Origin of the sequence: Terrimonas rubra, assembly GCF_042686025.1 — a bacterium.
Lineage (GTDB): Bacteria > Bacteroidota > Bacteroidia > Chitinophagales > Chitinophagaceae > Terrimonas > Terrimonas rubra.
The window spans coordinates 1,413,291-1,439,531 of sequence record NZ_JBHUOZ010000003.1 but is presented as its reverse complement, the minus strand read 5'-3'; the positions used below and the strand labels follow the sequence as shown (position 1 = coordinate 1,439,531).

The following is a 26,241-nucleotide window of genomic DNA, read 5'->3' as shown; positions in this document are numbered from 1 at the left end:
CCGGCAGATTGCAGCCGGGCGGGGAAATGTTGCTGAGCAGCGGACCTGCAGCTGACAGCCCCAAATAAATGCTAAAAAAGGAGGTAAATAAATTAGTCAGGCCGCTTATTTTGCAAATTACTTACTTTTGCACCGTTTTAATCCTGAAGGATAACGACAGGACTCACTAAAAATCTGCATATTTTTTATGGCTGATATTTTTGAAAGGCTGTTAAAAAACTACGGCCCTATCGGACAACACCGTGAAAGAGCACACGGTTATTTTGCATTTCCCAAACTGGAAGGCGAGATCGGCAGCAGGATGAAATTCCGTGGCCAGGACGTAATTGTATGGAGTTTAAATAACTACCTGGGGTTAGCCAATCACCCGGAGATCAGGAAGGCTGATGCGGAAGGCGCCTCGCAGTTTGGCTTGGCTTCGCCAATGGGTGCCCGTATGATGAGTGGTAATACCAATTACCATGAACAACTGGAAGCAGAATTAGCTGCTTTTGAAGGTAAGGAAGACGCGATTTTACTGAACTTTGGTTACCAGGGAATGGTAAGTTTAATTGATGTGCTGTGCGGCCGTCACGATATTATTGTATACGATGCCGAAAGCCATGCCTGTATCATTGACGGGCTTCGCCTGCACCCCGGTCACCGTTATGTTTTTAAACACAACGATATTGAAGACCTGGAAAAACAATTACAACGTGCTACAGCATTGATTGATAAACAAAAAGCAGGTGGTATATTATTAATTACGGAAGGTGTGTTTGGCATGGCCGGCGACCAGGGTAAATTAAAAGAGATTGCTGACCTGAAAAACAAATACGAGTTCCGTTTATTGGTAGACGACGCCCATGGTTTTGGTACTTTAGGCGCTACCGGAGCCGGTGCCGGTGAAGAACAAGGGGTACAGGATGCTATTGACCTGTACTTTTCCACTTTTGCAAAATCAATGGCCTCTATCGGTGCCTTTATTGCCGGTGACAGGAAGATCATTGATTATATCCGTTACAATGTACGCAGCCAGATATTTGCAAAAAGTTTGCCTATGCCGCTGGTAATTGGTAACCTGAAACGTCTTGAATTACTAAAAACCCAGCCTGCATTAAAAGCCAAATTATGGGAGAATGCGCTTAAACTGCAAAACGGTTTAAAAGAGCGTGGTTTTGATATTGGCAAAACTGATTCGGTGGTAACGCCTATTTACATGAAAGGTGGTGTGGAAGAAGCCACTGCCATGGTAATGGACCTGAGAGAGAATTTTAAAATTTTCTGTTCTATTGTCGTGTACCCCGTAATACCTAAAGGACATATCATTTACCGTTTAATTCCTACTGCGGCGCATACCGATGAAGATATCCAGCAAACCCTGGAAGCCTTCTCAGTAACCAAAGAACGCCTGGATGCAGGCGCTTACAAAGTAGAAGCGATACCTGATATGGCAGAAGTAAAATAAAAGACTTCAACATAAAAACGAAAAGCTATCTCCTGTTGAGATAGCTTTTTTTATTACCCATTATCACGGCAAACAAAAGTGGCCGCTTCAAAGAATTGAAGCAGCCACGACTCTTGAGATTCTGAGAAAACGCGAGTTTAATAAATGATATTTATTCGCTTATATTAAAAAGCTATGCAAAATTTCTATTTTTCTCATCCTGTTATTATCTCACTTTTGACCATTTAATAACCAGACCTACCTCCCTTGGTGTAGTGGTCTGGTTCCAGTCAAAATTTAATGTCAGTGTTTTGGTGGTAGGGTTATAACTGTTTTCAAAACCTGTCCTGTTTTTTAGCGTGGCATTACCTGCCGCTGACATGGTTATCTGGTTGGTTGCAGGGTTTAATGTTGCCCGTAAATTATTGATACCGCTAACGCTGGATGTGCCACCGGCCCATCTGAGGTTAGTGATTTCCACTGTAGTGGCATTGATCGTACTCAGGGTAAGATCGGGATTGCCCGCCAGGTTGCCGTTCAACGCATCATTAACGGTAGGCACGCCGGGAGCACTGTAACGCTGTACAAAGCCCGATTCTATTTTATAAATACCATCCATTACATTCTTTACCGGTACGGCAAAAATGGCGCCTCCCCCATTACCGCTGACAACGGCATGTGATGTATTGGTAATTTGTATAGCCAGCGCATTTACTTTATTAAAATCAAACTGTGCTGTTTTTAATTTAATCTCGAAAAACGCAGTTTTCTTGCCTTTTGGGATTGTTACCGTAGTGGGAAAACTATACAGGGATGGATCAAGTTGCACATAATGTTTAGACGCATCATACGTGTTGTAGGTCGTAATGATAGAGGGATCCACTGCCAATTGTAACACAATATCCTTTGGCGCTAAGTTTTCGGGGCCTGCATAGTTTACCCCGGCCGTTAGTATGGACTCAGCCTCAGCTTCAAATGCTTTGGTATATACCAGGCAGGGAGCATTGTAATCAGATGTAGGAGCCACAATATTGTAAAACTCAACTACATTCGTTCCGCCCGAAGGATCCAATGCGTATTTATCATCTTTCAGACAGGAAGTAAGCAATCCTGTGCATAATAATGTAAGAAATAAAAATTTATTTTTCATAATAAGAATGTTATGGTTTAGCCCAGAAAAGCAGGTCAGTAAATTGGTTTAGGTCTTTTACATTTTTTGAATTATAGTCATACTCCGCCTGCGGATATTTTAAAATTGTAGGCAGCCTGTCTGGTCTTGTAGCATTGGAAGTAGTTGACGCAATATCATAGTATCTTCCGCCTCTTGGCACCGTAACAGGAAAGCCGGTACGCCTGTAATCATTCCAGCCTTCATCACCGTTGATCATGTTAACAGCAATATATTTCTGGGTAATGATCGCTTCCAGTTTTTGTGCATCTGTTGTGGCCAGGTCAAAGTTTACCAGGTGACTGGAACTATTGTTTGTTTTATAAGTAGCAAAGTCAGTCTCTACATTTTTACCTGCCGCTACCACATTGGTAACATCTTTGTACAAATACCTGAAAGATGCTTTTACCCCGTTCTCAAAACTGGTTTTAACAGTACCGGTTAATTTACCCAGTAAGATAGCTTCAGCCTGTAAGAAATGTGCTTCGGCCAGCAACATGATCGGTTGTCCTTGTGTAGGACCTTTTACTACGCCCAGTGCATTGGTGATATCTGTAGCCGTATTGCGTATACCGGTATACCAGGGAGAGTAATTGGCACGTATAGCGGGGTTACCAGACTCAACACCCAGCTGGTTTAAAGGTGTAGGTCTTGAAGCATTACCAAAATCATTATAGATCACGGCTCCTCTTCCCGGATCGGCCAGTTTGGTACCATCATAAAAACCGTAGATATAATAAGTAGGCACACGGGCTGCATTTGCCACATTACCGTTAACGGCATAACCCCAGGAGGCCCATGTTGGATTAGGCCGGTCTTTTACATAAGCCGGATTAACGATCACATCTTCCGTAATAAACCCAACGCTTGTATTGATAGAAGCAAATCCATCATTTACAAAACTGCTTAAAGAAGAAACACCTGAAATACGGATCAGTAATCTCAGCTTTAAGGTATTGGCAAATTTTTTCCAGTTGGTCACATTGCCAGCGAACATCGGATCGGAAGAGGCATTCAACTGCCTGGGCAGGTTGGCATTGTCAATAATGGACAAAGCTTTGTCCAGGTCACCGATCAATGATTTATATACATCAATTGCCGGATCATACTTAGGGCTCGTATTCAGTGCGCCTAATACGGCTTCTGAATAAGGTATATCACCATGCTGGTCCACTACCCTGTGAAATTCCAATACCGACATGATCCTGGCATAAGCATTGAACAACGCCAGGTCGTTTTTGCCTTCAGTTTCATTAATTACATACCGGTAATCATTCAGATTATCAAAGGCTGTACCCCAGCTGGAGAGGTAACCCGGTGTAAAATTATAATTCAGTAAGGCACCAAATCCGGAAAACCCGCCTGCATTGGCAATATAACCACCTAATGAAGCACCATATGTATTATAACTAACGGTCAAAGAGGCCGAACGTACAATAGCACCCGGTAAAATAAGCTCAGGTTGTACTGCCGTTGCCGCATTGGGGTTATCATTAATATCAAGCTGTTTACTACAGGCGCTGAATAATACCAGGCCCAGCAGTAAAAATTTATTTATAATCTTCTTTGTCATTTGTAAACGAATTAAAAAGTGATAGTTACAGTACCGCCATAATACCTGGCAGGTGGTGATTGAGCAAGACTGGTAATACCGATAGCGTTACTGGAAGCACCATTGGCACTGTACTCAGGATCGGTATAAAGATTTGTTTTGGGAACCCAGATAAACAGGTTACGTCCCTGTACGCTAACAGTAGCTCTTTGCACTACACCCTTTAACCATTTTGCAGGCAGCTCATAAGACAGTACCGCTTCTCTCCATTTCCAGAAAGCAGCTGAATGCGTATAGTTCTCCCCTATACCGGTATTTCTTGTCGCATCGGTCCAGAAATCGGCACCGCCTGAACGTGTGGTAATATTGGTATTGGCAACATATTCACCTTTGGTATCATCATAGTAAGATGAATTAGGGATAACAAAACGCTCCCTGTTATACCAGGTGGTACGGATACCCGAACCGGTAAAATCAAAGCCGGTAGTAACACTGTTAGTAATGTAATGACCGGTGCGGTATTCAAACAAAGAGGTAAAACGGAATCCTTTAAAACGGATCTCAATATCGGTACCCAGGATATGAGGAGGGTTGGTAGCTCCCACAACGGTATAAGAACCGTTTGTAGCAGGGAAACCGGAATTTTTGTTAACAATAATCCTTCCCTGGTCATCGCGGTTATACCTGGTGGTTTTTAATAAAGGGAAAGGCTGGCCTACTTCCGCAACTACCAGGCTACCACTACCGGATGAGAGGTTGATCACGCTGGACTCGTCGGTTAATGACAATACTTTGTTTTTGTTATAGGAATAACGTAAACCGGCTGTTACCGTTAAACCAGTTTTGGTTTCAAAAGGCGTAGCACTGATAGATACTTCCACACCCTGGTTCTCTACTTCACCAATATTGGTACGTAAACTGGTATAACCGCTGGAAGGCGCTATCTGTACAGATAAGGTCTGGTTATAAGTATTGGTTTTATAATAAGTAAACCCACCTGTTACCCTGTTTTTAAATAATCCATAATCAAAGCCTACTTCCGGGCCTTTGGTTATCTCGGGCTTCAGACCTTTTGCCACCAGGCCACCGCCTACTGTATAAGCGGCACTACCCCCATAAGGATAGCCTGCTGCTACGGGGAAAGTAGTATTTAAAGCATAGGCACCTAAGTTTACATTACCCACATAGGCATAAGCACCACGGATCTTTAACTCCGTTAGCCAGGAAATATTTTTTAATGCAGAGATGGCTTCTGTTGCTACAAAAGACGCATCTACTGAAGGATAGAAGAAAGAACGGTTCTCTTTCTCCAATACCGACATCCAGTCATTACGGGCAGTTACGTGCAGGAAGATATAATCCCTGAATGAAAGCCTTGATTCAGCCCGTAAAGCATATTGCCTGGTTTTGGAGTTTGATTCACTGGCTCCGGGGTTATTCTGGGTATTGGTTACATTGTATAACCCTTCAATAACCAGGTTGGATGCGCTTACTCCTACGCTCTTACTGCTGTTCTCACGCATATAGCCGGCTCCCATTACACTGAACGTAAAATCCTTACCCAGTTTCTTTTTGTATTCTGCAATTAACTCAGATACCAGTTGAATGGATCCGCTTCTGCTGTCACTTACACTACCGCCAACGTCGGTCTTAGAGCTACCGGAAATACTTTTGGTATAGTCAGTAAATACAAACTTGCCGGCAGTTGATTTGTTTTGGGCATTGGATGAACTGATACCCACACGGTAGGTTACCGTAACCGGTTTAAAGGGGTTATACACTAACTGTACATTACCCTGGAAGTATTCGTTCTTCGTATTTTGTCTCCAGTTACCAATGGTAAAATAAGGGTTATCATAATACTCGTTGAAATAACCGTTCGGATTGGCAAAAGGATCGTTTCTCCAGTCACTGTATTTGGTAAGATCAACATGTGCAGGGGTTTGCAGTATCTCGTTGTACACACTACCCGGAGCACTTGTCATATCGTAAGAGTTACTGATATAGTTGGTGTTATACTCCATGGAGAAGTTCTTGTAGATCTTACGGCTGCCGTTAGCCCTTACTGATATCCTGGTGTATTCATCATCCGGTAAGGTAGAACGTTGTTTAAAGTACTGGCCGGATACATAGTATTTTGATTTTTCATCACCGGCGGTTAACACCAGGTCAACCTGGTTTTGAAAACCGGTTTGCCAGAAATCTTTTTTAGCATTGGTAGGTGAGTAAGCCACGGTTTGAATAGAGCCGTCTTCCAATGGTTTACCAATTTTAACCAGGGAGCCGTCAAACTCCGGTCCGTACTGCTGGTTCTCATACGGCGTATAGGTTTTCACCGCATCAGGCGTAGTACCCGAACCAAAACGGTTTTGTATTTTGGGAAAATAGTTTACCTGCTCAATGGTCGTAGTGTTGGAAAGTTTTATTTCCGCTTTACCTACTTTACCTTTTTTAGTAGTGATTACAATGGCACCATTCGATGCATCGGAACCATAAGCTGCAGCGGCTGTAGCACCATTCAGTACCTGTATATCTTCAATATCCTCAGGATTTAAATTGCCTAATAAAGAACTGGGAACAATCAGGTTATCCAGTACCAATAAAGCCTGGTTATCGCCGGTAAGAGAGCGTTGCCCACGCAGTACCAAACGATAGTTAGGATTCAGACCACCATTCACCGCATTTACCTGTAAACCGGCTACTTTACCGGATAAGGAAGCTGCTAAGTTGGAGGACTTACCCTGTGTGATCTGTGTAGAATTAATGGTGGTGGCAGCCGTACCCAGTTCTCTTTTCTTAATGGTTAAACCACCTGCCGTTACTACTACTTCACTTAGCTGGCTTTCGCTGCCTTTCAGTTTAATGTAATAATTGCTGATGCTGCTGAGTGAGATGGTTTGTGATACAAAATCCAGTGCACTTATCTCTAAAATTTTTGCACCGGGGGGCAGTACCAAAGAAAAAGTTCCGTCATCTTTTGTTGTGGCACCGGTGGTAGATCCTTTTACAAGTACCGATGCACTGGAGACAGGTTCTCCAGCTTCGTTAGTAACACGTCCCGTTATTGCTTTTTGTGCCCACGCAGCGGCATGCGCAAACAGGATCGCTACTAGTGCTACTAGCAGTTTTCTCATGTGTTTTGTGTGTTTGGGTTTAAAAAATACGCTATCGTTCACGCACCCTGTTACCAGTGTACATGTCAATTATTTTTAGTTCACCATAAATTATTATAGCAATAAAAGTCCTGTAAGCATAGTCTGGCCATGCTTACGCACCATTTGAATCTTCAAGAATTTTCCGGATAACAACAGTTCGGTACAGGTTAATGCGCCTATGTATGCCGGTAACAGCAACATAGAAAAAGAGGCATTGATGAACGCAAAAAATAAAAAGTTAGTTTTGGTTTAATAGTCTTTTACCAAGCGTTCATCAAAAAAAATCAGATACACCTTAACATCAATCAACTATAAATACAAAAAATATTTATTGCCGATATCCAAATTCAGCAGGAAACAATCGGGTAGAATACAGGCTGGTATTGGGTTTCATCAAACAAACACACAGAAGCGTTTTTAAATAACCAACCTGTTTTTAGTTATGCAATAAAAAAATGTCGTTCTTTAATTGCTCAAAACAAATATAGACGATATGTTAAAGAAAAACAAAAAATTAGTCTATAAAATTAGTAGACTAATAGATAAAAAAAATACAGACCATTAAAAATCAATAACTAAGCATTAAAAAAAATGTTAAAAAAAATTAAAAAAAAATTAAAAAAAAATTAATGCAGATTAGAAAACACAAATATGCTCCACAGTTGCTGACATATCATAAGCCATCAGGAAAATGAAAAGATGGGCACACCACAGGTATTTATCCAGGTAAGTAACAAAAAACGGTTCAACTTAAATTTTATGACCCAATTACTGATTTCCGCTTATTTTAGCAGTTATTAAATATATAAACTGATGCGTAAGCTTTTTCTTATTTTAACGATCGCTCCTGCGGTATTATTTGCGCAAAAAAAACAAATAACGCTGGACGATATTTATAAACGCGGTACTTTCAGGGCAGATGCCGTAAGTGCCAGATTTGAAACCCCGGCCCAGACTATTCAGGTGGAAACCAAAGGATTAAAAGATGCTTCGGGGAAAGACCTCAGCCGCCCGGACAGGACCATCACTTCCGAAATTAATCCGTCGGTGGCCTTACTGACCTATAATACGGAAAGCATTTACCGTCATTCGACCAAAGGCAATTTATACCTTTATAACCTCAGCAGCAAAGCGGTTACAAGTCTTTCACCAGAGAAAGTACTGCACCCCACCCTGTCGCCCGATGGCAGCAAAGTTGCTTTCGTGGAAAACAATAACCTCGTGGTATATGATATACCTGCTGCAAAAAAAACAGCCGTTACCAACGATGGGAAATGGAATTTCGTGATCAATGGTAACTGCGATTGGGTATATGAAGAGGAGTTTGGTTTTACCCAGGCCTACCAATGGAGTGAAAAAGGTAACTACCTGGCTTATTACCGCTTTGATGAGTCGGCGGTAAAGGAATACAATATGACCATTTACAATAATGAGCATAATGAAGATTATAGGTTTAAATATCCAAAAGCCGGTGATGCCAATTCAACCGTAGATATTTATATATACGATGTAAAAGCCGGTACAAAAGCTAAAGCACAATATGAGCAGGGCGATATTTATATTCCCCGCATAAAATGGACTAAGGACGACAGCAAGCTGGTGGTATTCTGGTTAAACAGGCACCAGAACAATTTAAAACTTTTACTGACCGATGCGGCCAGTGGTAAAAGCAGCCCGGTGTATGAAGAAACCAACCAGTACTATGTGGATATTAATGATGACTGGCAGTTTTTGGAAGATGGTAAACACTTTATCTATACCAGCGAAAAAGAAGGCTATACACAAATTTACCTGAACAGCTTTGACGGCAAAGTAAAGACCAAGATCACAAAAGATAACTATGATGTAGCCTCTATCACCGCCGTGGACGAAAAAAACAAACGTATTTATTATATAGCGGCATACCCCCGCCCGATGGACAGGAACTTTTTTGTTGCTGATTTCGGCGGCAAGAAAGTAACCCCTTTAACCACCGGTGAGTTCACGCACCGGGTTACCCTGAATAAGGATTTTACCCAGTTCTATGATTTTAAATCGGACATCAATACTCCCCAGGAGGTGACCCTGAACAATATTGTGGTAAATAAAAAGAATGTTATCAGCACAACCGTCGAGAAAGTGGTGGGCAGCAGTGAAAAACTAAAAAGTATAATGGAACAATATGCATTAAGCAAAGCTGAGTTCCTGAGAATACCCAATAGTAAAGGTGATACTTTGAACGGCTGGATCTTAAAACCTACCAATTTTGACCCTTCCAAACAGTACCCTGTTTTATTCTGTAACTATGGTGGCCCCGGGTCGCAGAATGTAGCCAACCGCTTTGGTGCCGTATCGTTCTGGCACCAGTTATTGGCAGAGCGTGGTTTTATCATTGCCTGTGTGGATAATACCGGTACTGGTTATCGTGGTGAAGCCTTCAAGAAAAAAACCTACCTGCAACTGGGTAAATATGAAATTGAAGACCAGATAGACGCGGCAAAATGGTTTGGTGCCTTGCCCTATGTTGATAAAACTAAAATCGGTCACTGGGGCTGGAGTTATGGTGGCTTTATGAGCTCCCTGGCTATTACCAAAGGTGCTGATGTGTTTTCTGCTGCTATTGCCGTAGCACCGGTTACCAACTGGCGCTATTATGATAATATTTATACCGAAAGATATATGCGTACACCAAAAGAAAACGCAGCAGGTTATGACAATAACTCCCCTATCAACTTTACTAACCTGATCAAAGGAAAATACCTGATCATACATGGTACGGGTGATGATAATGTACATTTTCAGAATGCTACCCAAATGGTAACCGCATTGGTTAAAAGTAATATTGACTTTGAAAGCGCTTACTACCCCAATAAAAACCATGGCATTGGCGGAACTGCCGATAACACCAGTTATCACCTGTGGAGCAAAATGACGAACTGGTTATATAAAAACCTGGGTAATAAAAACACTACAGAATAATAAAAGCTCTTGCAATAAAAAACGGCTGTTCAGGTGAACAGCCGTTTTTGTGTTTATATGTTACCGTCCCGAAGTATAATCAACCTCTCTTACCGGCTTATCCTTAGCCGATAAGTATTTTGCCTTCTCTACCAGTTTAACAAACTCAGCCCTATACCCTTCTTCATCCACGCCTTTTGCTTTTTTTGCCAGTTGCAGTACCATATCGTAGGATGCTACGCCTTTAAAATCAGAGTTACGCAACAACATGCCGAAAGCCGCTACCGAGGCAGAGAAACGTAAATTCTCCGATGCAGACTCAATACCGGTAATACTGTTACTGATGGGGTACTCCAGTAAAAGACTGGTTTCGCTGTTAACAGGTTTATACCTGGCTTTTACGGTCATCATTTCGGTTCCGTTGTACTTGCCTGCTTTCACAGGTTGCTGGTATTTTAAGGCATCAACCGATCCCAGCAGGGTATCTTTTATTCCGGCCGGGATAATTTCGTAAATGGCCGTTACGGTATGCCCGCTGCCCAGTTCACCCGCATCTTTTTTATCATCATTAAAATCCTCCTTGGCCAGCATGCGGTTTTCATAACCTATCAGGCGATAACCCTGTACCAGGGCCGGGTTAAACTCTACCTGTAATTTTACATCTTTGGCAATGGCAAACATGGTACCGCCAAACTCGTTCACCAACACCTTTTTAGCCTCGCTGATATCATCTATATAAGCATGGTTACCATTTCCTTTTTGTGCCAGCTTCTGCATTTTACTGTCTTTATAATTGCCCATACCATAACCTAATACAGTAAGGTAAACACCAGCTTTTCTTTCTGTTTCAATTAAACGTTCCATGGCATCATCGCTGCTTTCGCCCACATTAAAATCGCCATCCGAACAAAGTATTACCCGGTTATTGCCGCCCGCAATAAAGTTTTGTTTAGCCGTTTTATAAGCCAGCCTGATCCCCTCGCCACCTGCTGTAGAGCCGCCGGCTTCCAGGTTATCGATAGCCTCTTTTATTTTTATTTTATTGGCACCACTGGTAGGTTTTAACACGAGGCCCGCCGCACCTGCATATACAACAATCGATACTTTATCATTTTCCCTTAACTGGTCGGTCAGCATTTTCATGGATGCTTTTACCAGCGGTAATTTATTCTCATCTTCCATAGAGCCTGAAACATCAATTAAAAAAGTAAGGTTGCTGGCCGGTAATTTATCTGTAGCTATTCTTTTGCCCTGCATACCTATCATTACCAGCTTATGATCTTTATTCCAGGGTGCCTGGGTCATTTCTGTATTAATGGTAAAAGGCTTGTCTGCTGCAGGCTGCGGGTAGTTATAATGAAAGTAATTGATCATCTCTTCAATCCTTACAGAGCCGGCCGGTGGCAGGGAGCCGTTATTCAAAAAGCGTCTTACATTACCATAAGAGGCGGCATCCACATCAATCGAGAAAGTACTTAAAGGATTATCGGTTACCCGTAAAAATTTATTGTCCTGTATATGATCGTAGCCCTCAGTGTTAAAGTCATCATAGTCTTTATCACCGCCTATCACTTTTTCATCGGCAACAATAACCGGAGGAGCATAAAAATTCTTATCCATCACCGGGGCAGCGCTCTCCGCATACATCCGTTTCGACTTCGAAGACAATTGTTTATTGTAGCCCATTACCACTACATCCTCCAGTTCCTTCTCCTGTTCCGCCAGGATAATGCTTAGTTTCTTTTTACTCTTCAATGCCAGTTCCTGTGATTGATAACCCATGGCAGTAATAACAAGCGTTGCATTGCCATGCGATACCGTAATAGAAAAATTGCCCTGGTCATCCGTTACAGCAGTTGCTGTTTTACCTTTTTCTTTTATCGTTGCATTTACAATAACAGTTCCGTCAGCAGCTTTTACCTGGCCGGTAACAGTTATCGTCTCCTGTTTCAAAAATGCCAGCACCAGGCATAGAACAGGTATTAATAATAATAGTTTTTTCATATAGTCATTTTACAGTGAGATGTTAAAACTTTTCATTTTACACAAAACGCCTGCAACTATTTTATAACAATATGGTCCTTTAAAACTGCAACAAAAGGGAATAAACAACAGTTTTACCTTTTAAAAACCGTAACCGTTGACTATTCGTAAACGATGGAGAACAGGAACAAATGGCCGGTTTTTTGCTAAAAAAACCGCATCTTTGTGTACTGTTAAAACCTATGTGGATATGAGTTTTTTAAAATTGATAATTACAGCCTTATTTGTTTCGGTATCATTTTTTGTACAGGCCCAGAACCAACCCCTGGTGGCTAAAAAGAATGATGCAGGATTATATATTGACCATACCGTAAAACCTAAAGAAGGTATTTACGCTATCGGCCGCCTGTATAATGTGCACCCGAAAAGCATTGCCGGTTTTAATAAAATTGATATCAACAAAGGACTGAATATCGGCGAAGTGATTAAAGTGCCGTTGGAGGCAGCCAATTTTTCTCAAACCAATACAACAGGAGTGCCTGTTTATTATGTAGTGGGCGAAAAAGATGGTTTAATGAAGGTGAGCAATTTTGCCAATAAATTAACCCTGCAAAAAATAAGGGACTGGAACCAGTTAAGCTCTGATAACTTATCAGTAGGCCAGAACCTGGTGGTGGGCTTTTTACAATCAGCCGAACTGGCCAAAGTAACACCTACACAAACATTACCGGTAACCAAACCCGAGGCTGTAAAACCTAAAGACGATACTCACCCCGTAGAAACGGTAAAAGCAACCATTATTGATGAGCCGGCAAAACCGCTGCCAACGGTCGTTAAAGAAGCACCCAAAACAGAAGAAGTAAAACCTGTAGTGGTAAAAGAAACACCTGCGGTAAAACAACCGGCAACTGTTACCAATACACCGGTAAGCGGTGATGGTTATTTTGCTGCTTCCTTTGCAGCACAAACCAAACAAACAGCAGCCGATAATAACGAAACGGTTACCTCCGGTATATTTAAAACATCCAGCGGATGGCAGGATGCCAAGTATTACCTCTTGATGGATAAAGTACAGGCCGGTAAAATTGTACGTATTACCAACCCCGATAACAACAAAACCATCTACGCAAAAGTGCTGGGTGAAATGAGCAGCATTAAGCAAAACCAGGGCTTAAACATACGTATCAGCAATGCCGCTGCCGCTGCCCTGGGCATTGCCGAAAACGATAAGTTTATTGTAAACCTGAACTATTAAAAGTGATAACCCGCTAAGAAACTGCGGATATCCATTCGCTTTTTACCTTCCAGTTGTATATCCTGTACATACACATACCCGTCTGCACAGGCAAATTTTAAAAAGCTTTTACCATCGGTCTCATAACTGCCGTTAACCTGCTGATGGGCTGTTAATTCTTTGGTTACGGCAAATACCTTCAGCTTTTTATTATTTAATGTAGTAAAGGCCGCGGGAAAAGGCGCCAGACCTCTTACCAGGTTATGCACCGCTGCCACCGTATCATTAAAATTGATCTGGCAGGTTTCGGTAAATATTTTGGGCGCATGTTTTAAATCACCGGTTTGTGCGGGCTGCGGTATTTCCGTAGCAGTACCCTCTTCAATAGCCTGTACCGTTTTTACCAGTAAGTTGGCTCCTATCAGTTTCATCCTGTCATGTACTTCACCGGCAGTTTCATTTTCGCCAATGGCAAAACTTTCCTGCATCATAATATCACCGGTATCTATGGCATGCTGTAATTTAAAAGTGGTTACCCCTGTTTCTTTTTCACCATTAATCACTGCCCAGTTAATAGGCGCAGCCCCACGGTATTGGGGCAACAGCGAGCCATGTAAATTAATGGTGCCCTTTAAGGGCATATTCCATACAATCTCCGGTAACATCCTGAACGCCACCACTACCTGCAGGTCGGCCTGTAAGGAAGCAAGTTCATTTATAAAATCAGGATCTTTAAGTTTTACCGGTTGTAATACTTTTAAATTATGTTCAACCGCGTATTGTTTCACGGCGCTCTGTGTTAACTGCATGCCTCTCCCCGCGGGTTTATCAGGCGCTGTTACCACACCTACTATATTACAACCGGCTTTTACCAGCGCATCCAGCGATGCCACTGCAAACTCAGGTGTACCCATAAAAACAATACGTTGTGTAACCAGTCCCGACATAAAACTTATAGCCTGAGGTTGTTTATGCTTTAAAGTAAATTCAATCATACCGCAAAGGTAGGGTAAGTTCCAAGTAGTAAGTTATAAGTAAGGGAATGTATCATTGTCTATCCCAACTCATTTTTGTTGTATAATAAATACGGCCGGCACAGCCCTTTGTTGTTTATCGGACGGGGCAATTGTTTCTTTGCCATTCACTAATAAACAACTGCTGCCACCCCCGTCTACATTCAGGGCTTCCGTACACCCTATTGCTTGTAACATAAGTGCCAGCTGTGATAAGGAAGCACCTTCAGCAATACCCGGGTTACGGCCTTCCACTACCAGTAGCACCAACTTGCCATCGGCAGTATAACCCATGGCAGTTCGTGGATGTTTATCATCAATGGCCTTACCGGCAAATTTTAGTTCTTCGTTATTGCTGATCTGCACTTTACCGTTTTGTACCAGTACCGGCCCGCCGCCTACGGCCGTTTGCATCTTCCATTTTGCAAAATGATGCCCCGTTGCTTTTTTTGATTTATTAAACCTGGCCGCAAGCGATGAGGATGAATCTTTAAAAGCAGGAACAGCACGCTGGCTGGCATAAGCATAACGTTGGCTGCTGTCGGTATATATCCAGGCTATATCGGCCTTACGTTTTTTGGTAATGCCCAGGGCGCCGGTAAAAGGGTGACGGTAGGTTAAAGTATCCTTACCCTTCCCCGCTAAAGCGTGAATATTATAGCCTACCAGCTTACCTTCTTTAATAACCGTATTGAGGTTCTGGTGTGTGGCAAAAGAAAAAAAAGTAGTGTTCATTACCGCCAGCGGTTGTTTGTTGCGGTCATAATATTGCTGTGGGGTCAGTCTCCTGTTCAGGCTGGTATCTACCGTAAATAACAGGTTCTTATCCTTCAGGTCGGCCACGAGGTACCAGCTTATATTAGGCTTACCGTCGGATAAAGTATCGGTTGTTTTAAATACCTGTACCGATGCGGGAAGATGGCCAAAGGAAGTGGTCATATTGGTCCAATGCAATTGTGCCATTGCCCACTGGGCTGTTAACAACAGGCATAAACTAAAGCATGATCGTATCATACCACAAGTGTACTAAAACAATTTGGAAATTAGTTGATTTGGAAATTTGATAATACAAGGCTTACTGTATGCCAGCCATATAATGCTGCATAGCATTACAGGTGTACAAGAGTGCGACGCAACCAAAGCCCGGCCAGGGTACTGCAGTTGGTAACATAAAAATAAAAATTCCTGCTTAGGGCATTACCAAACCCGACTTGCTCATCTCCCACTCTTTGCGGCCAAGGCCGGCAAATACATGGCGTTCGCTATGGTAGGATGAACGAACCAGGGGTCCGCTTTCTACATAATCCAGGCCCATTTCGTAACCTGCATCTTTGTAAAATGCAAATTCATCAGGGTGTACAAAACGTTGTACGGGTAAATGTTTTTGTGTAGGCTGTAAATATTGTCCAATGGTCACTACATCGCAACCATTATCTTTTAAGTCCTGTAAGGTTTGTAATACTTCTTCCTTCTCCTCGCCCAGGCCCAGCATAATACCGCTTTTGGTACGCATGCCGCCTTCTTTTAAAATACGTATCACTTCCATACTGCGCCAGTATTTGGCCTGTATACGTACTTTTTTGGTCAGGCGCTCTACGGTTTCAATGTTATGACTCACTACTTCAGGCGCCGCATCAATCACACGTTGTATATCCTCCTGTTTGCCTTTAAAGTCGGGTATCAGGGTTTCCAGGGTAGTATCGTTATTTAAGGCTTTAACGGCCTTAATGGTATTATGCCAGATAGTGGAGCCGCCATCTTTCAGCTCATCACGGTCAACAGAGGTAATAACCGCATGTTTTACCTTCATTAAAAATATGGCTTCGGCCACACGTTGCGGTTCATCCCAATCCACAGCATCCGGGCGGCCGGTGGCCACCGCGCAAAAGCCGCAGCTGCGGGTACATACATTGCCCAGTATCATAAAAGTAGCCGTGCCGGCACCCCAGCACTCGCCCATATTGGGGCAATTACCACTTTCACAAATCGTATGTAATTTATGATTATCTACCAGGCCGCGAACGTGCTTGTAGTTTTCGCCAATAGGTAACTTAACCCTTAACCAATCGGGTTTTTTTATCTTGGTTTTCGTATTGTCAATATTCGATACTACGGGTAACTCGGTCATAACTGCAAAGATACATCAATACAGATGTAATTTTTATTCCTAAAACAATAGGCACTATTTACGGTTGCCAAACACAATGGCTAAGTAGCCCTGGAAAAACATTTGTCTTTCCTTGTTGGCAAACATGATGGGAACTTTTGAAAAATAATAATCCAGGCTCATGCCCACTTCCAGTGCCGATACACGTTCGTTAAAACGGCCATAGTCGAAACGCAGGGCCGCTTTACCAAATACACCGGGCTTCACTTTCATTTCGCCCCAGCCTTTACCAAAAAATCCGGTACCGCCTAAAATAGTACCATCGCCTCCTAAAAAGGCCGCACTATCCTCCTGGGTGTATTTTATCCGGCGTTCAACACCGCTCTGGTTTATATCAATATAGTAAGGCCTTAATAAACCAACGGTTACCCCCGCATTATATACCCCCGATACCGATACGCCGTTCTTATTACCCTTTTGTCCAAAAATATACTGTTGTCCATAACCCAGGCTTATCGGGTAAAAATAATTCAGCTTACCATAAACAAAGGGGTTGCCAAAAAATACGCTGGTATTGATCAGTTTTTCTTCTTTTGCATGTTTCACCTCCTGGATATCGATCCTGAAAATATTTGTTTTGCGGGTGCTTACCATACGGCCATGTTCATAAAAAGCGCCATAGCCATTGGTGCGCAGCTTTATACCAAACATATTGTGCTTCCTGAACACCAGCACTCCTTCTTCAGCCTGGCGGATCAGCTCCGCCACTTTCTGGCGCTTTGCTTCTCTCCGTTCAGCCCGGGTAGGTTGACGATCAATCGTACTGTCCTGTGCCGTTACAACTAAGCTGCCGCTAAAGGCAAACATTAAAAAAAGAAAAATCTTCTTCACTAAATTATTTGTTAGGTTAATACAAGATTACCATGCTGCAAATATAAACCAATACACACTACTTTACCGGGGTAATAATAGTGTTGGGGCTGTCACCTTCCTGTTCCCTGCTCAGCTGCATTTCCCGCTGTCCGCTATACCCCGGTACTGCGTACGGGGTGCCGCTTCCATCGGGCAGCCCTTCGTCAATATAACAGGGCCCGGCAGTCCGCTCCACATTATAAATGCCTATTTATTAAGCACATTTATACATATTGTTTATATCATCTACCGGTAATAACGTAAATTTAGGCCAAAAATTGACATGACGGCTAACGTAATTTATAATAAAGACTTAAGAACTACCTGCACCCACCTGAAAAGCGGTTCCCACTTTGAAACAGATGCACCCACAGATAACAACGGAAAAGGCGAAAGGTTCTCCCCCACCGATCTGCTGGCTACCAGTTTGGCTGCCTGCATGGTTACTGTAATGGGCATCAAAGCCCGTACCATGGGCTTTGACCTGGAAAATGTAAAAGTGGAAGTACTGAAGAACATGAAAGCCGAACCCCGCCGGGTAGGTGGTATCGACCTGGTTTTTCATATCCCCGAGGCCCTGGCCGGCATTGATGCTAAAACTATCACAATTTTAAAACACACGGGCCATACCTGTCCCGTAGCTAAAAGTTTACACCCCGATATCGAGATCAATATTGACTGGGGAGCCTGGTCTGATAATTAAACGGTTTTTCCGGCAAGGTCCCCGCTTACTTTGGGTTCATCGTGGTTTTTAAAATGCTGTTGCCCACAGCACAGTCCAGGCATCGCTTTTCCCTGCAATAGCGGGTCTTTAATTCCAGCAAAGCCTGGCTGTCGCCGGCATGTTTACAACGTATACCAATTTGTTTAAAATCGTCCGTAATGCCGTTCTGTTCGGCTCTGGTGGCCAGCAACCAGTTAACGGCTTTATTCTTTACCGGCTCCTGCTGGTGATAAAGGCCGTAGGCAAATAATACCGGGCAAATGGTGTTGATAACAATACTGTCAAACATGGTTGCGCCCAGTTGTTTTTCCCTGTAGGCTGTTGGCTGGTTCAGCCGGTAATGGTATAACCAGTAATCATTGGGCTTTATGGCAAATAGCCGGGCAATGGTTGCCAGGTCCTTTGTTTCCACGATAATGGAAAATAAGTGCAGTGACTGATGTACCAGCATAGCCAGTTGAGCCAACCTTATGGTAGGAAAATTGGCAGGGCGCATTCTTAAAAAATAAACAGGCGAATGCACTACCGGTAACCGGTATTTCTTTTGTAAAAAGCTGTACTCTTTTTGTAACAGCACTACATACTGGTCCTCGCTCTCCCCGGCTAACAAACCGGCCTGCCCCAGCAGCAGGGCCTCCAGTTGCTGCACCTGGTTGCGGTGCCGGGCCAGTAACTGTACCGGCAAAGACCGGGCAACGGCTTCAAAAGCATCGCGGTTTACTTTTAATCCAAAATTAGCGGCTAACTGCCACCAGAAAACATCTTCCCATGAGTGCCGGTTATTATCAAAATGCTCCAATACCATGGCTGCTTTACGGCTTAATCTTTCTACCAGTAAACGTTCCTTCCAGCCCTGCCACACAATATCCTTTACCCCGGCAATGCTGTTTTCGCAGGGTATAAATCCCTTCTGTTGTAATAACTGTTCATAGCGGCTTAATAATACTTTAGGTACTAAGTTGCATAGTGCTAACACAGGATGATTACCCGGTTTGTTACCAGGCCTGTCATCCTGCCATACCACATGCAATATTACCTGGTCATAATGCAGATCACCATCGTGGCCATGTTTCAGCCAGTCCGATGTTTTGATATGCACTTCAACTGATCCTACCCAGGTGGTATTGCCTATCTGTATTTTAGCTTGCGAAAAATCCGGCCCCTGGTGGGTATTTAACAGGCCGGGGAAAAATATGGTCAGTGTTTCCTGGTCAGTGGTCTGCAACTGGTGTTTATTAAAATACTGAAACTGCCAGATGTATTGCAAAAGGCGTTCGTTCATAGTGTGGTGGTTAGGTACACTAAAGTTCAACAAGTTTTTGCATTACAGCAAGAAAACTTACATCAGCGATATGATGGCCGGTACCACCCTGCTTACCGGCAAACCCATTACGTTATAAAAATCGCCGTTAATCGATTTAATGCCTACTACACCGATCCACTCCTGTATGGCATAAGCGCCTGCTTTATCATAAGGTCCGTACTTATCTACGTAAAATTCTATTTGCTGGGGCGTGAGTATATGAAACTCCACGGTAGTGGTATCATAAAAAGTAACCTGCTGCTCGCCCCGCATCATCACTACCCCCGTAATTACATAATGACTGGTACCCGATAAAGCGCTGAGTATGGTAATGGCATCATCCCTGTCCTTAGGTTTACCAATAATGATATCATTTAATACTACCACGGTATCGGCCGCAATAATGATCACATCATCAGGTAGCTTATTTTTTACCGCAAGTGCTTTTTGTTGTGCAATATGTACAACCGCTTCGGCCGGGGATAAACCTTCGGGGAAAGATTCATCCGTAGGCTCCACCAATACCTTAAAGTCAATCTCTGCCCATTCTAACAGCTGTTTACGTCTTGGCGACTGGGAAGCTAAATATATTGCAGGTAACATGATACACAGGGTTTACAGGAGTTATAAATAGAAGTAAAACAGGGCCATGGATAAAATACCGGTCAGCATTACCAGCTTAATGGTATTGCTTAAACGGCTGAAATCTTTTGTATCGGTAGCTTTATGCAAACGTTGAAAAAACACGGCCAAAGGAAATAATATAAATATAATACAATAAATAACCGGCAGCCACCAGCCAAACTGTAATACATATACCTGCACCACCAGTAAAAGCCCGATCAGTATGACCAGCCAGACGGCGGTATATACTTTTGATACCGTTACCCCCCATACAATAGGCATGGTGGTACAGCCATACCGGGCATCACCATGCATATCTTCCACATCTTTTACGGCTTCACGGATAATTGTACATAAAAAAGCAAAAGCTGCGTATAAAATAGCAAAACGGAATAGTTTTACCTGGTTATCGCCATCGTAGGTAAAAGCATCTGCAAAAGAAAATTTGGAGAAAAACACCACCAGTATGGTCCACGAAGTAAGTAAGGATATTAATATATTACCGATCAGTAATTTTCTTTTGAAAGTTGTGGAGTAAAACCACAGCAATATTACACAGCCTATATTGGCAATGATCAGGTACCATTGCTGCATTACATTAATGGCCAATGCCGTAAAAAGCAGGCCCAGTGCACTTAGTAACAGGTGCCATAATAAAGCCCAGCGACGGTTGATCACCTTATTCACCACCATTTTATCGGGCTTGTTTACCTCGTCTATATTTATATCAAAATAATCGTTTATAATATAGCCGGCTGCAGCAATAAGCACCGAAGCCAGTACCAGGGAGAAAAACTCGAGCGTACCGGTAAGGGCTATCTCCTCGTTAAAAAGCGGGTAATAAATTGCGTAATGAAATAATATTTGCGTGAGGGCAATAAAAATAAGATTAGGTAGCCGTATCATTTTAAAAAAGGCAACTAATAATCTCATTTAATCTCGTTTAATTTTTAAATACCTGTTTATTGCGAAACAATCTGGTCTTCGGGTCCCCATTGCTGATGTTCCCGCATTACTTTTTCTATTACATCCCTTACACAGCCCCATCCGCCGTTATAAGGTGATATATATTGTACGATTTCTCTTATCTCACCTACCGCATCAGCGGGGCAAGCACTGATGCCTGCTACCGACATGGCGCCCAGATCCGGCAGATCATCACCCATAAAGAGTACAGCTTCGGTATCCAGGCCATTCGATATTTTATATTTTTCGATATAGTCCCGCTTATCTTTTATGGCCATATGCACTTCGGTTATACCAAGCTTGTTTAAACGGTCCACAACAGGCGAAACAGCCGCACCCGATAATACTAATATCTTATACCCTTTTTTAATAGCCAGCTGCAGCGCATAACCATCTTTTACATTCATCCGCCTCGCCTGCAACCCGTCTTCCAGTACCAGTATGGTACCGTCGGTTAATACGCCATCTACATCAAAAATAAAAGTGGTAATTTTTTTAAACTGTTCCTGCAGGTTCATGTAGGGTAATATTAAGCCTTTATTTATTTTGGAAATAATGGTACGCTATTTTAGCAAACCATGCAAAAATAAGGTTTTATCATTTGCCTGTCCATTACAAAGCCTTCCCTTCAATACTATCTGAAATGGTTTTATATATTTTTTTCAACTGGGGATAGTTATGCAACAGCTCCAGGTGTTTGTTCAATGTAACTTCATCATGTCTTATCGCCGGGCCGGTTTGTACCAGGGCCGGTGAGCTGTTGTTAACCCTTTCCGTTGTTTCCTGTATCAGGGGTAATAGTTGTTTAAAGTCTACTCCTTCTGCTTTACAAAAAGCTTCTACCAGTGTATACAGGTGATTCACCAGGTTGTTCACTACAACAGCGGTAACATGTAATTTTTCGCGTTGCAGTTCCGTTACATGATGTACTTCGTGGTTATGCGATATGGTAGCGGCCAGGTTGTCCAGCACCAGTTGTGCCTGTTCGGTGGCCGCCTCAACAAAAATGGGTGTGTCAGGTAAATGCGGACTTTCCTTGCGTAAAGTCTGTAAAGGATAAAATACCCCGTAATGCGGGGTAACAGCCTGCAATACATCTTTGGAAACAGCGCCTGCCGTATGAGCTACTACTTTCCCCGGAAGGTGTAATTCTTTTGCCAGCGGTTCAATGGAGTTATCGGAAACGGATATGATATATACATCCGCATCCTTTGTGATCATACTGATATAATTGGTCGACTCGGTGTCCCATTCATAAGCCAGTTCGCTGGCAGCACTCGCATTACGGCTGTATATCTGCATAATTTTATGTCCTGCTGCAACAAACTTGCGTCCTAATATAGCGGTAACATTTCCCGAACCAATAAATACAATATTCATAGTACAAAGATGATAAAAAAAAGAACAATAGTGAGGGCAGAATGTTCAGGGGTTTACCAGGTTGATACCGGTTATGGTAACAGGATAAGAGGTAATACTAAAAAACAAAACCGCCTCGCCAGACAGCGAGACGGTTTTTTCTACATCACACACAAAATATGATAACATATGACATTTGTCATACAATAACAATAAAAAATACTATAAATAATGGATTATAAAGCAGATTAAAATAGGGGCAGGAAAGCGTGATCGACAGATTATGCAACAATATACGCAACAAATTTTACATACAAAAAAAATAATTATTTTTTTTCTTCTTTTAAGGTAATATCAGGAAAGAGTCCACTGATCAGTAAGGTAACAGAGAACACCAGTAACATATATAAACCCGAAAGTTTTTCAGGACACTCCCCCGCCTCACAACTACCAATAACAATAAAGTTGCGTATAGCCCAGGCAAAGTTTAAGCCCACAAATATTAACCCGATACGTTTGGCGCCTACTGACCGGATGAGGAAAGTAATGACAAACAGGATAACAAAACTGAGATGCAAATACCCCGGTTTACCAAAGCCCGTGCCTTCAGTTCGTATACCGTTGATGGTTACCTGTAAACTGTTGATGCTGGCCCAGGGTAAAAAACAGGCAGCAACAACTCCTATCACCGACACGATACTCAATATTTTTTTCCAGGACATGATAATTATTTAGGGGCGCAAGATAAATTTTTATACAATAAAAAAGCGGGGAAAATCCCCGCTTGTATGAAATGTATATAGCAGTTGCGACTAAAATTTAATACCAACGCTTACACTGAATACCCTGTGTTTGTTTTTGTCGTTATCGTTATTATCATCGGCCGCATAAATTTTTGCCAGGCCCAGACCATAGTTGGCAGATATTACAAACCTGTCAAGTTCCAGTCCGGCTAATATATTTACACCATAGTCAAACTTTCTTACTTTATAGGCGCCGGCATCTTCCTGTTCCTGTGTCAGCGGATCGTCGTCGTTAAATTCAATATCGTATTCACGGCTACCCAGGTCAGATTTTACTTTATACTTACCGGCCACACCCATGGCTGCATAAGGACCCGCACCTGCAAAAAACCTGGAGGTTTCGGATATCGGGGCTTTAAATACCAGGTTCAGCGGTAACTCAATATACTGGGGATTAAATGTGGTAGTAGTTGTACCTAACAAAGGCAGATTTCGTTCTGTTTTAATACCTTTTGAGGTATATAATAAACCGGGCTGGATTGAAAGGACATCTAATATGGCCAGGTCTATCACACCACCTGCATGCCAGGAGGTTAACATACGTGCATCACTTACATCACCATTCTCCGAGTTGGAAATATTAGCCAGATTAACACCACCTTTTAAAATTACAGAAGATTTTTGTGCCTGTGCAACCTGTACTGCCAATATACATACCAATGCCATAAAAGCAAAATGTAGCTTTTTCATAATTGTTGATTTTTTTTAATTAGGGATTGTGTTATAAATATAAACTCTGGTGTTACCCAACGTTATGTCCTATTATCCATATGCGCATACAGTAATTATCAAAACGTTTTATGCGAAACCTGCTTAACATTTGCAAACGGCTTGCCAAAAATTTAATTTCTAAAAAAAATGTTATTAAACTATTAAAAACCATTCTTTTACAAACCGGACAATAAAAATGTAAAATCAAATTGTATACGTTTGCAATCACGTATTTTTGCGTTTTAAAACATTTATATGCTTAAACAGTGTTTATCCGCTTTTTTGTTTATCCTGTTATTGTCAGTTGGCGTTTCAAGTTGTTCATCCGTTGATAAATCAGATCCTAAATCAGTACTGCAGGCATTTTTTGATAAGCTTTCCAAAAAAGATGTGGATGGAGCTATGGCCCTTGCCACAGAAAGCAGCCAGACCACTTTAGGTTTAATGAAAATGGCTATAAATATGGCGCAGGATGGTAAAGCAGCAGAAAAGAAAGACTTTGCGGACGAATTTAAAGATGTAAGCCTGGGCGAACCTAAAATAGACGGTGACAAGGCCACAGTAACCCTTACGCCGAAAAAAGAACAAAAAACGGTTGATTTTATCCTGAAAAAAGAAGGCGGTAGCTGGAAGGTGGATTTTTCTCTGGAGGCCTTAATGAAGATGGGATTGAATGGCCGTGGCGCCGAAGGAAGAAGGAGCGACGCGGATACTTTGATTGACCAGTTTGATGAAGAAACCCTGAAAAGAGCCAATGATGTGGCCGACAGCATCCTGAAAAACATGGATCCCAAAAAACTGGAGGAGTACCAGAAAGAAGGGAAAGCGTTATTAGAAAAGTATAAAGAGAATAACTAATTCTTAGCAAACAGAACAATGAAAAATAAATTTATAGCAATACTAACCGTTGCGGCAATAACAGTAGCCTGTAATAACCCTACCCGGGATGCCGAAGCCGAAGGTAAACAGGAGGATATAGGCGCCGCCAGGAGTTTTATACAGGCCGCCCTGAAAGGCAATTATACGGAAGCAAAAAAGTTTATGCTGAAGGACTCTATTAACGACCAGTGGATGTCAATAGCTGAACACCAGACCATGGATTCGCATACCAAACAGGGACTGTATGATGCTTCGGTAAATATTCATAACAGGCAGGTAGTAAATGACTCTACCACTATTATCATTTATTCCAACACTTTTAAGAATGATAAGGATACGCTTAAAATTCTTAAACAACCAACTGGCGAATGGCTGGTGGACCTGAAGTATTTATTCAACCATGATAATGATACCATTAATGCCCCTAAAAAACCGGGTATTGATACGGTGATAAAATGATCAAGCCATTATTAATTGTAGGCATTGGCGGTGCACTGGGCAGTATACTGCGTTATGTATGCCAGCGTTTTTTACCTGGAATAAACGGTACAGGCTTTCCCTGGAACACTCTCCTGGTAAACCTGGCCGGTTGTTTTTTGATCGGCCTGCTCATAGGCTGGTTTAGCAGGAACAGCCAGGCGCCGGAATATATAAAGCTGTTTGCTGTAACGGGCTTTTGTGGTGGTTTTACCACCTTCTCCGCCTTTTCCATAGAAACCTTTCAATTAATGAAAAGTGATAAATGGCTATGGGCCATTGCTTACATTGCGTTAAGCGTGGTCATTGGTATTTTACTCACATTTTCGGGATATAAAATCACTCAATAAATAGAATATGTTAAATGTAAATCACCCCTGGCACGGGGCACATTTTGGTGAAGAAGCACCTGTAGTAGTAACCGGCTTAATTGAAATTCCGCAAGGCTCACGTTCAAAATATGAAGTAGATAAGGAAACCGGTTTGCTGAAACTGGACCGGGTTATTTATTCCTCCTTCCACTACCCTGCCAATTATGGCTTTATTCCCCAAACCTTAGGTCATGACGGCGACCCCCTGGATATTCTGGTATTATGTTCCCAGTCCATTCAGTCACTTTGTTTGGTAGAAGCTAAAGTGATCGGCAATATGCAGATGATCGACAATGGTGAGCTGGATGATAAGATCATAGCCGTAGCGGCCAAAGACCCTTCGGTAAACCATTACAACGATATTGATGAGCTGCCCCAGCACTTTTTACTGGAGCTGCGTAACTTCTTTGAACAGTATAAAGTATTAGAGCAGAAAAAAGTGGAGATTGATAATTTCCAGGATAAGGCAACTGCACATACCATCATTAATGATGCAATTGCTTATTATAAAGAATATTTTAAGAAATAATTACCGGA

24 protein-coding genes are annotated in these 26,241 nt (G+C 42.3%); 8 read left to right on the top strand and 16 right to left on the bottom strand.

All coding sequences use genetic code 11. From position 1 onward, the window contains the following. The first annotated feature begins 187 nt into the window (after window positions 1-187). Window positions 188-1,447 carry an aminotransferase class I/II-fold pyridoxal phosphate-dependent enzyme gene (locus ACFS6H_RS15195; RefSeq protein ID WP_386100659.1) on the top strand — a complete coding sequence of 420 codons (1,260 nt, stop codon included), beginning with the start codon at window positions 188-190 and terminating at the stop codon, window positions 1,445-1,447. A gap of 205 nt (window positions 1,448-1,652) precedes the next feature. Here ACFS6H_RS15195 and ACFS6H_RS15190 read toward each other — a convergent pair whose 3' ends face one another. From ACFS6H_RS15190 to ACFS6H_RS15180, 3 genes are read right to left on the bottom strand one after another with little or no spacing between them, the layout of a single operon-like run. After that, a complete protein-coding gene (locus ACFS6H_RS15190) occupies window positions 1,653-2,576 on the bottom strand; it encodes a DUF1735 domain-containing protein (RefSeq protein ID WP_386100656.1) in 924 nt (307 codons plus the stop codon). A 10-nt stretch (window positions 2,577-2,586) separates the two neighbouring features. Further along, window positions 2,587-4,167, bottom strand: a complete 1,581-nt coding sequence (locus ACFS6H_RS15185) for a SusD/RagB family nutrient-binding outer membrane lipoprotein (RefSeq protein ID WP_386100653.1) — start codon at window positions 4,165-4,167, stop codon at window positions 2,587-2,589. A gap of 11 nt (window positions 4,168-4,178) precedes the next feature. Continuing rightward, window positions 4,179-7,280, bottom strand: coding sequence for a SusC/RagA family TonB-linked outer membrane protein (locus tag ACFS6H_RS15180; RefSeq protein WP_386100650.1), 3,102 nt, complete (start codon window positions 7,278-7,280; stop codon window positions 4,179-4,181). 834 nt (window positions 7,281-8,114) lie between these two features. On the opposite strand from ACFS6H_RS15180, the gene ACFS6H_RS15175 reads away from it, so the two are divergent. Further along, window positions 8,115-10,259, top strand: a complete 2,145-nt coding sequence (locus ACFS6H_RS15175; RefSeq protein ID WP_386100647.1) for a S9 family peptidase — start codon at window positions 8,115-8,117, stop codon at window positions 10,257-10,259. Between the two features lie 60 nt (window positions 10,260-10,319). On the opposite strand, the gene ACFS6H_RS15170 is transcribed toward ACFS6H_RS15175, so the two are convergent. Further along, window positions 10,320-12,242, bottom strand: a complete 1,923-nt coding sequence (locus ACFS6H_RS15170) for a vWA domain-containing protein (RefSeq protein WP_386100644.1) — start codon at window positions 12,240-12,242, stop codon at window positions 10,320-10,322. Window positions 12,243-12,471: 229 nt separating this feature from the next. Here ACFS6H_RS15170 and ACFS6H_RS15165 point away from each other — a divergent pair, with 229 nt between their 5' ends. After that, entirely contained in the window at window positions 12,472-13,476 is a 1,005-nt protein-coding gene (locus tag ACFS6H_RS15165; RefSeq protein WP_386100641.1) for a LysM peptidoglycan-binding domain-containing protein, read from the top strand. On the opposite strand, the gene fmt is transcribed toward ACFS6H_RS15165, so the two are convergent. The 5 genes from fmt to ACFS6H_RS15140 form a co-directional block, all read right to left on the bottom strand. Then, complete coding sequence (gene fmt, locus ACFS6H_RS15160; protein ID WP_386100638.1) at window positions 13,473-14,450, bottom strand: methionyl-tRNA formyltransferase; 978 nt, start codon at window positions 14,448-14,450, stop codon at window positions 13,473-13,475. The two genes, ACFS6H_RS15165 and fmt, sit on opposite strands and share 4 nt — an antisense overlap. A gap of 69 nt (window positions 14,451-14,519) precedes the next feature. Beyond that, complete coding sequence (locus tag ACFS6H_RS15155) at window positions 14,520-15,431, bottom strand: phosphodiester glycosidase family protein (protein WP_386100635.1); 912 nt, start codon at window positions 15,429-15,431, stop codon at window positions 14,520-14,522. Window positions 15,432-15,657: 226 nt separating this feature from the next. Then, on the bottom strand, window positions 15,658-16,596 hold the full coding sequence (lipA, locus tag ACFS6H_RS15150) for a lipoyl synthase (RefSeq protein WP_386100632.1): 939 nt from the start codon (window positions 16,594-16,596) through the stop codon (window positions 15,658-15,660). A gap of 54 nt (window positions 16,597-16,650) precedes the next feature. Next, the gene (locus ACFS6H_RS15145) at window positions 16,651-17,466 is read right to left on the bottom strand and encodes a hypothetical protein (protein WP_386100629.1); all 816 of its coding nucleotides are present in this window, start codon (window positions 17,464-17,466) and stop codon (window positions 16,651-16,653) included. A 58-nt stretch (window positions 17,467-17,524) separates the two neighbouring features. Continuing rightward, window positions 17,525-17,683: a hypothetical protein gene (locus ACFS6H_RS15140; RefSeq protein WP_386100627.1), complete on the bottom strand. Its 159-nt coding sequence runs from the start codon at window positions 17,681-17,683 to the stop codon at window positions 17,525-17,527. Window positions 17,684-17,770: 87 nt separating this feature from the next. On the opposite strand from ACFS6H_RS15140, the gene ACFS6H_RS15135 reads away from it, so the two are divergent. Continuing rightward, entirely contained in the window at window positions 17,771-18,190 is a 420-nt protein-coding gene (locus ACFS6H_RS15135) for an OsmC family protein (RefSeq protein ID WP_386100624.1), read from the top strand. Between the two features lie 25 nt (window positions 18,191-18,215). On the opposite strand, the gene ACFS6H_RS15130 is transcribed toward ACFS6H_RS15135, so the two are convergent. The 7 genes from ACFS6H_RS15130 to ACFS6H_RS15100 form a co-directional block, all read right to left on the bottom strand. Continuing rightward, complete coding sequence (locus ACFS6H_RS15130; RefSeq protein WP_386100621.1) at window positions 18,216-19,493, bottom strand: DUF2851 family protein; 1,278 nt, start codon at window positions 19,491-19,493, stop codon at window positions 18,216-18,218. A 57-nt stretch (window positions 19,494-19,550) separates the two neighbouring features. Beyond that, complete coding sequence (locus ACFS6H_RS15125) at window positions 19,551-20,117, bottom strand: Maf family protein (protein ID WP_386100618.1); 567 nt, start codon at window positions 20,115-20,117, stop codon at window positions 19,551-19,553. A 21-nt stretch (window positions 20,118-20,138) separates the two neighbouring features. Then, window positions 20,139-21,071 (bottom strand): geranylgeranylglycerol-phosphate geranylgeranyltransferase, encoded by a 933-nt coding sequence (locus ACFS6H_RS15120; protein ID WP_386100615.1) that lies wholly within the window; start codon window positions 21,069-21,071, stop codon window positions 20,139-20,141. Between the two features lie 29 nt (window positions 21,072-21,100). After that, the gene (locus ACFS6H_RS15115; RefSeq protein WP_386100612.1) at window positions 21,101-21,622 is read right to left on the bottom strand and encodes a KdsC family phosphatase; all 522 of its coding nucleotides are present in this window, start codon (window positions 21,620-21,622) and stop codon (window positions 21,101-21,103) included. 94 nt (window positions 21,623-21,716) lie between these two features. Further along, window positions 21,717-22,484, bottom strand: a complete 768-nt coding sequence (locus ACFS6H_RS15110) for a Rossmann-like and DUF2520 domain-containing protein (protein ID WP_386100609.1) — start codon at window positions 22,482-22,484, stop codon at window positions 21,717-21,719. A gap of 305 nt (window positions 22,485-22,789) precedes the next feature. Continuing rightward, window positions 22,790-23,185, bottom strand: a complete 396-nt coding sequence (locus tag ACFS6H_RS15105; protein WP_386100606.1) for a hypothetical protein — start codon at window positions 23,183-23,185, stop codon at window positions 22,790-22,792. A gap of 90 nt (window positions 23,186-23,275) precedes the next feature. Beyond that, window positions 23,276-23,956 carry a porin family protein gene (locus tag ACFS6H_RS15100; protein ID WP_386100603.1) on the bottom strand — a complete coding sequence of 227 codons (681 nt, stop codon included), beginning with the start codon at window positions 23,954-23,956 and terminating at the stop codon, window positions 23,276-23,278. Between the two features lie 276 nt (window positions 23,957-24,232). Between ACFS6H_RS15100 and ACFS6H_RS15095 the strand changes: the two genes are divergently transcribed. The 4 genes from ACFS6H_RS15095 to ACFS6H_RS15080 are packed head-to-tail and all read left to right on the top strand — an operon-like array spanning window position 24,233 to window position 26,233. Next, on the top strand, window positions 24,233-24,835 hold the full coding sequence (locus tag ACFS6H_RS15095) for a hypothetical protein (protein ID WP_386100600.1): 603 nt from the start codon (window positions 24,233-24,235) through the stop codon (window positions 24,833-24,835). Between the two features lie 18 nt (window positions 24,836-24,853). After that, window positions 24,854-25,315 (top strand): hypothetical protein, encoded by a 462-nt coding sequence (locus ACFS6H_RS15090; RefSeq protein WP_386100597.1) that lies wholly within the window; start codon window positions 24,854-24,856, stop codon window positions 25,313-25,315. Beyond that, window positions 25,312-25,683 (top strand): fluoride efflux transporter CrcB, encoded by a 372-nt coding sequence (crcB, locus tag ACFS6H_RS15085; RefSeq protein ID WP_386100594.1) that lies wholly within the window; start codon window positions 25,312-25,314, stop codon window positions 25,681-25,683. The genes ACFS6H_RS15090 and crcB overlap by 4 nt, the downstream gene beginning before the upstream one ends. 7 nt (window positions 25,684-25,690) lie before the next feature. Further along, window positions 25,691-26,233 (top strand): inorganic diphosphatase, encoded by a 543-nt coding sequence (locus ACFS6H_RS15080; protein WP_386100591.1) that lies wholly within the window; start codon window positions 25,691-25,693, stop codon window positions 26,231-26,233. The last annotated feature ends 8 nt before the right edge of the window (window positions 26,234-26,241 follow it).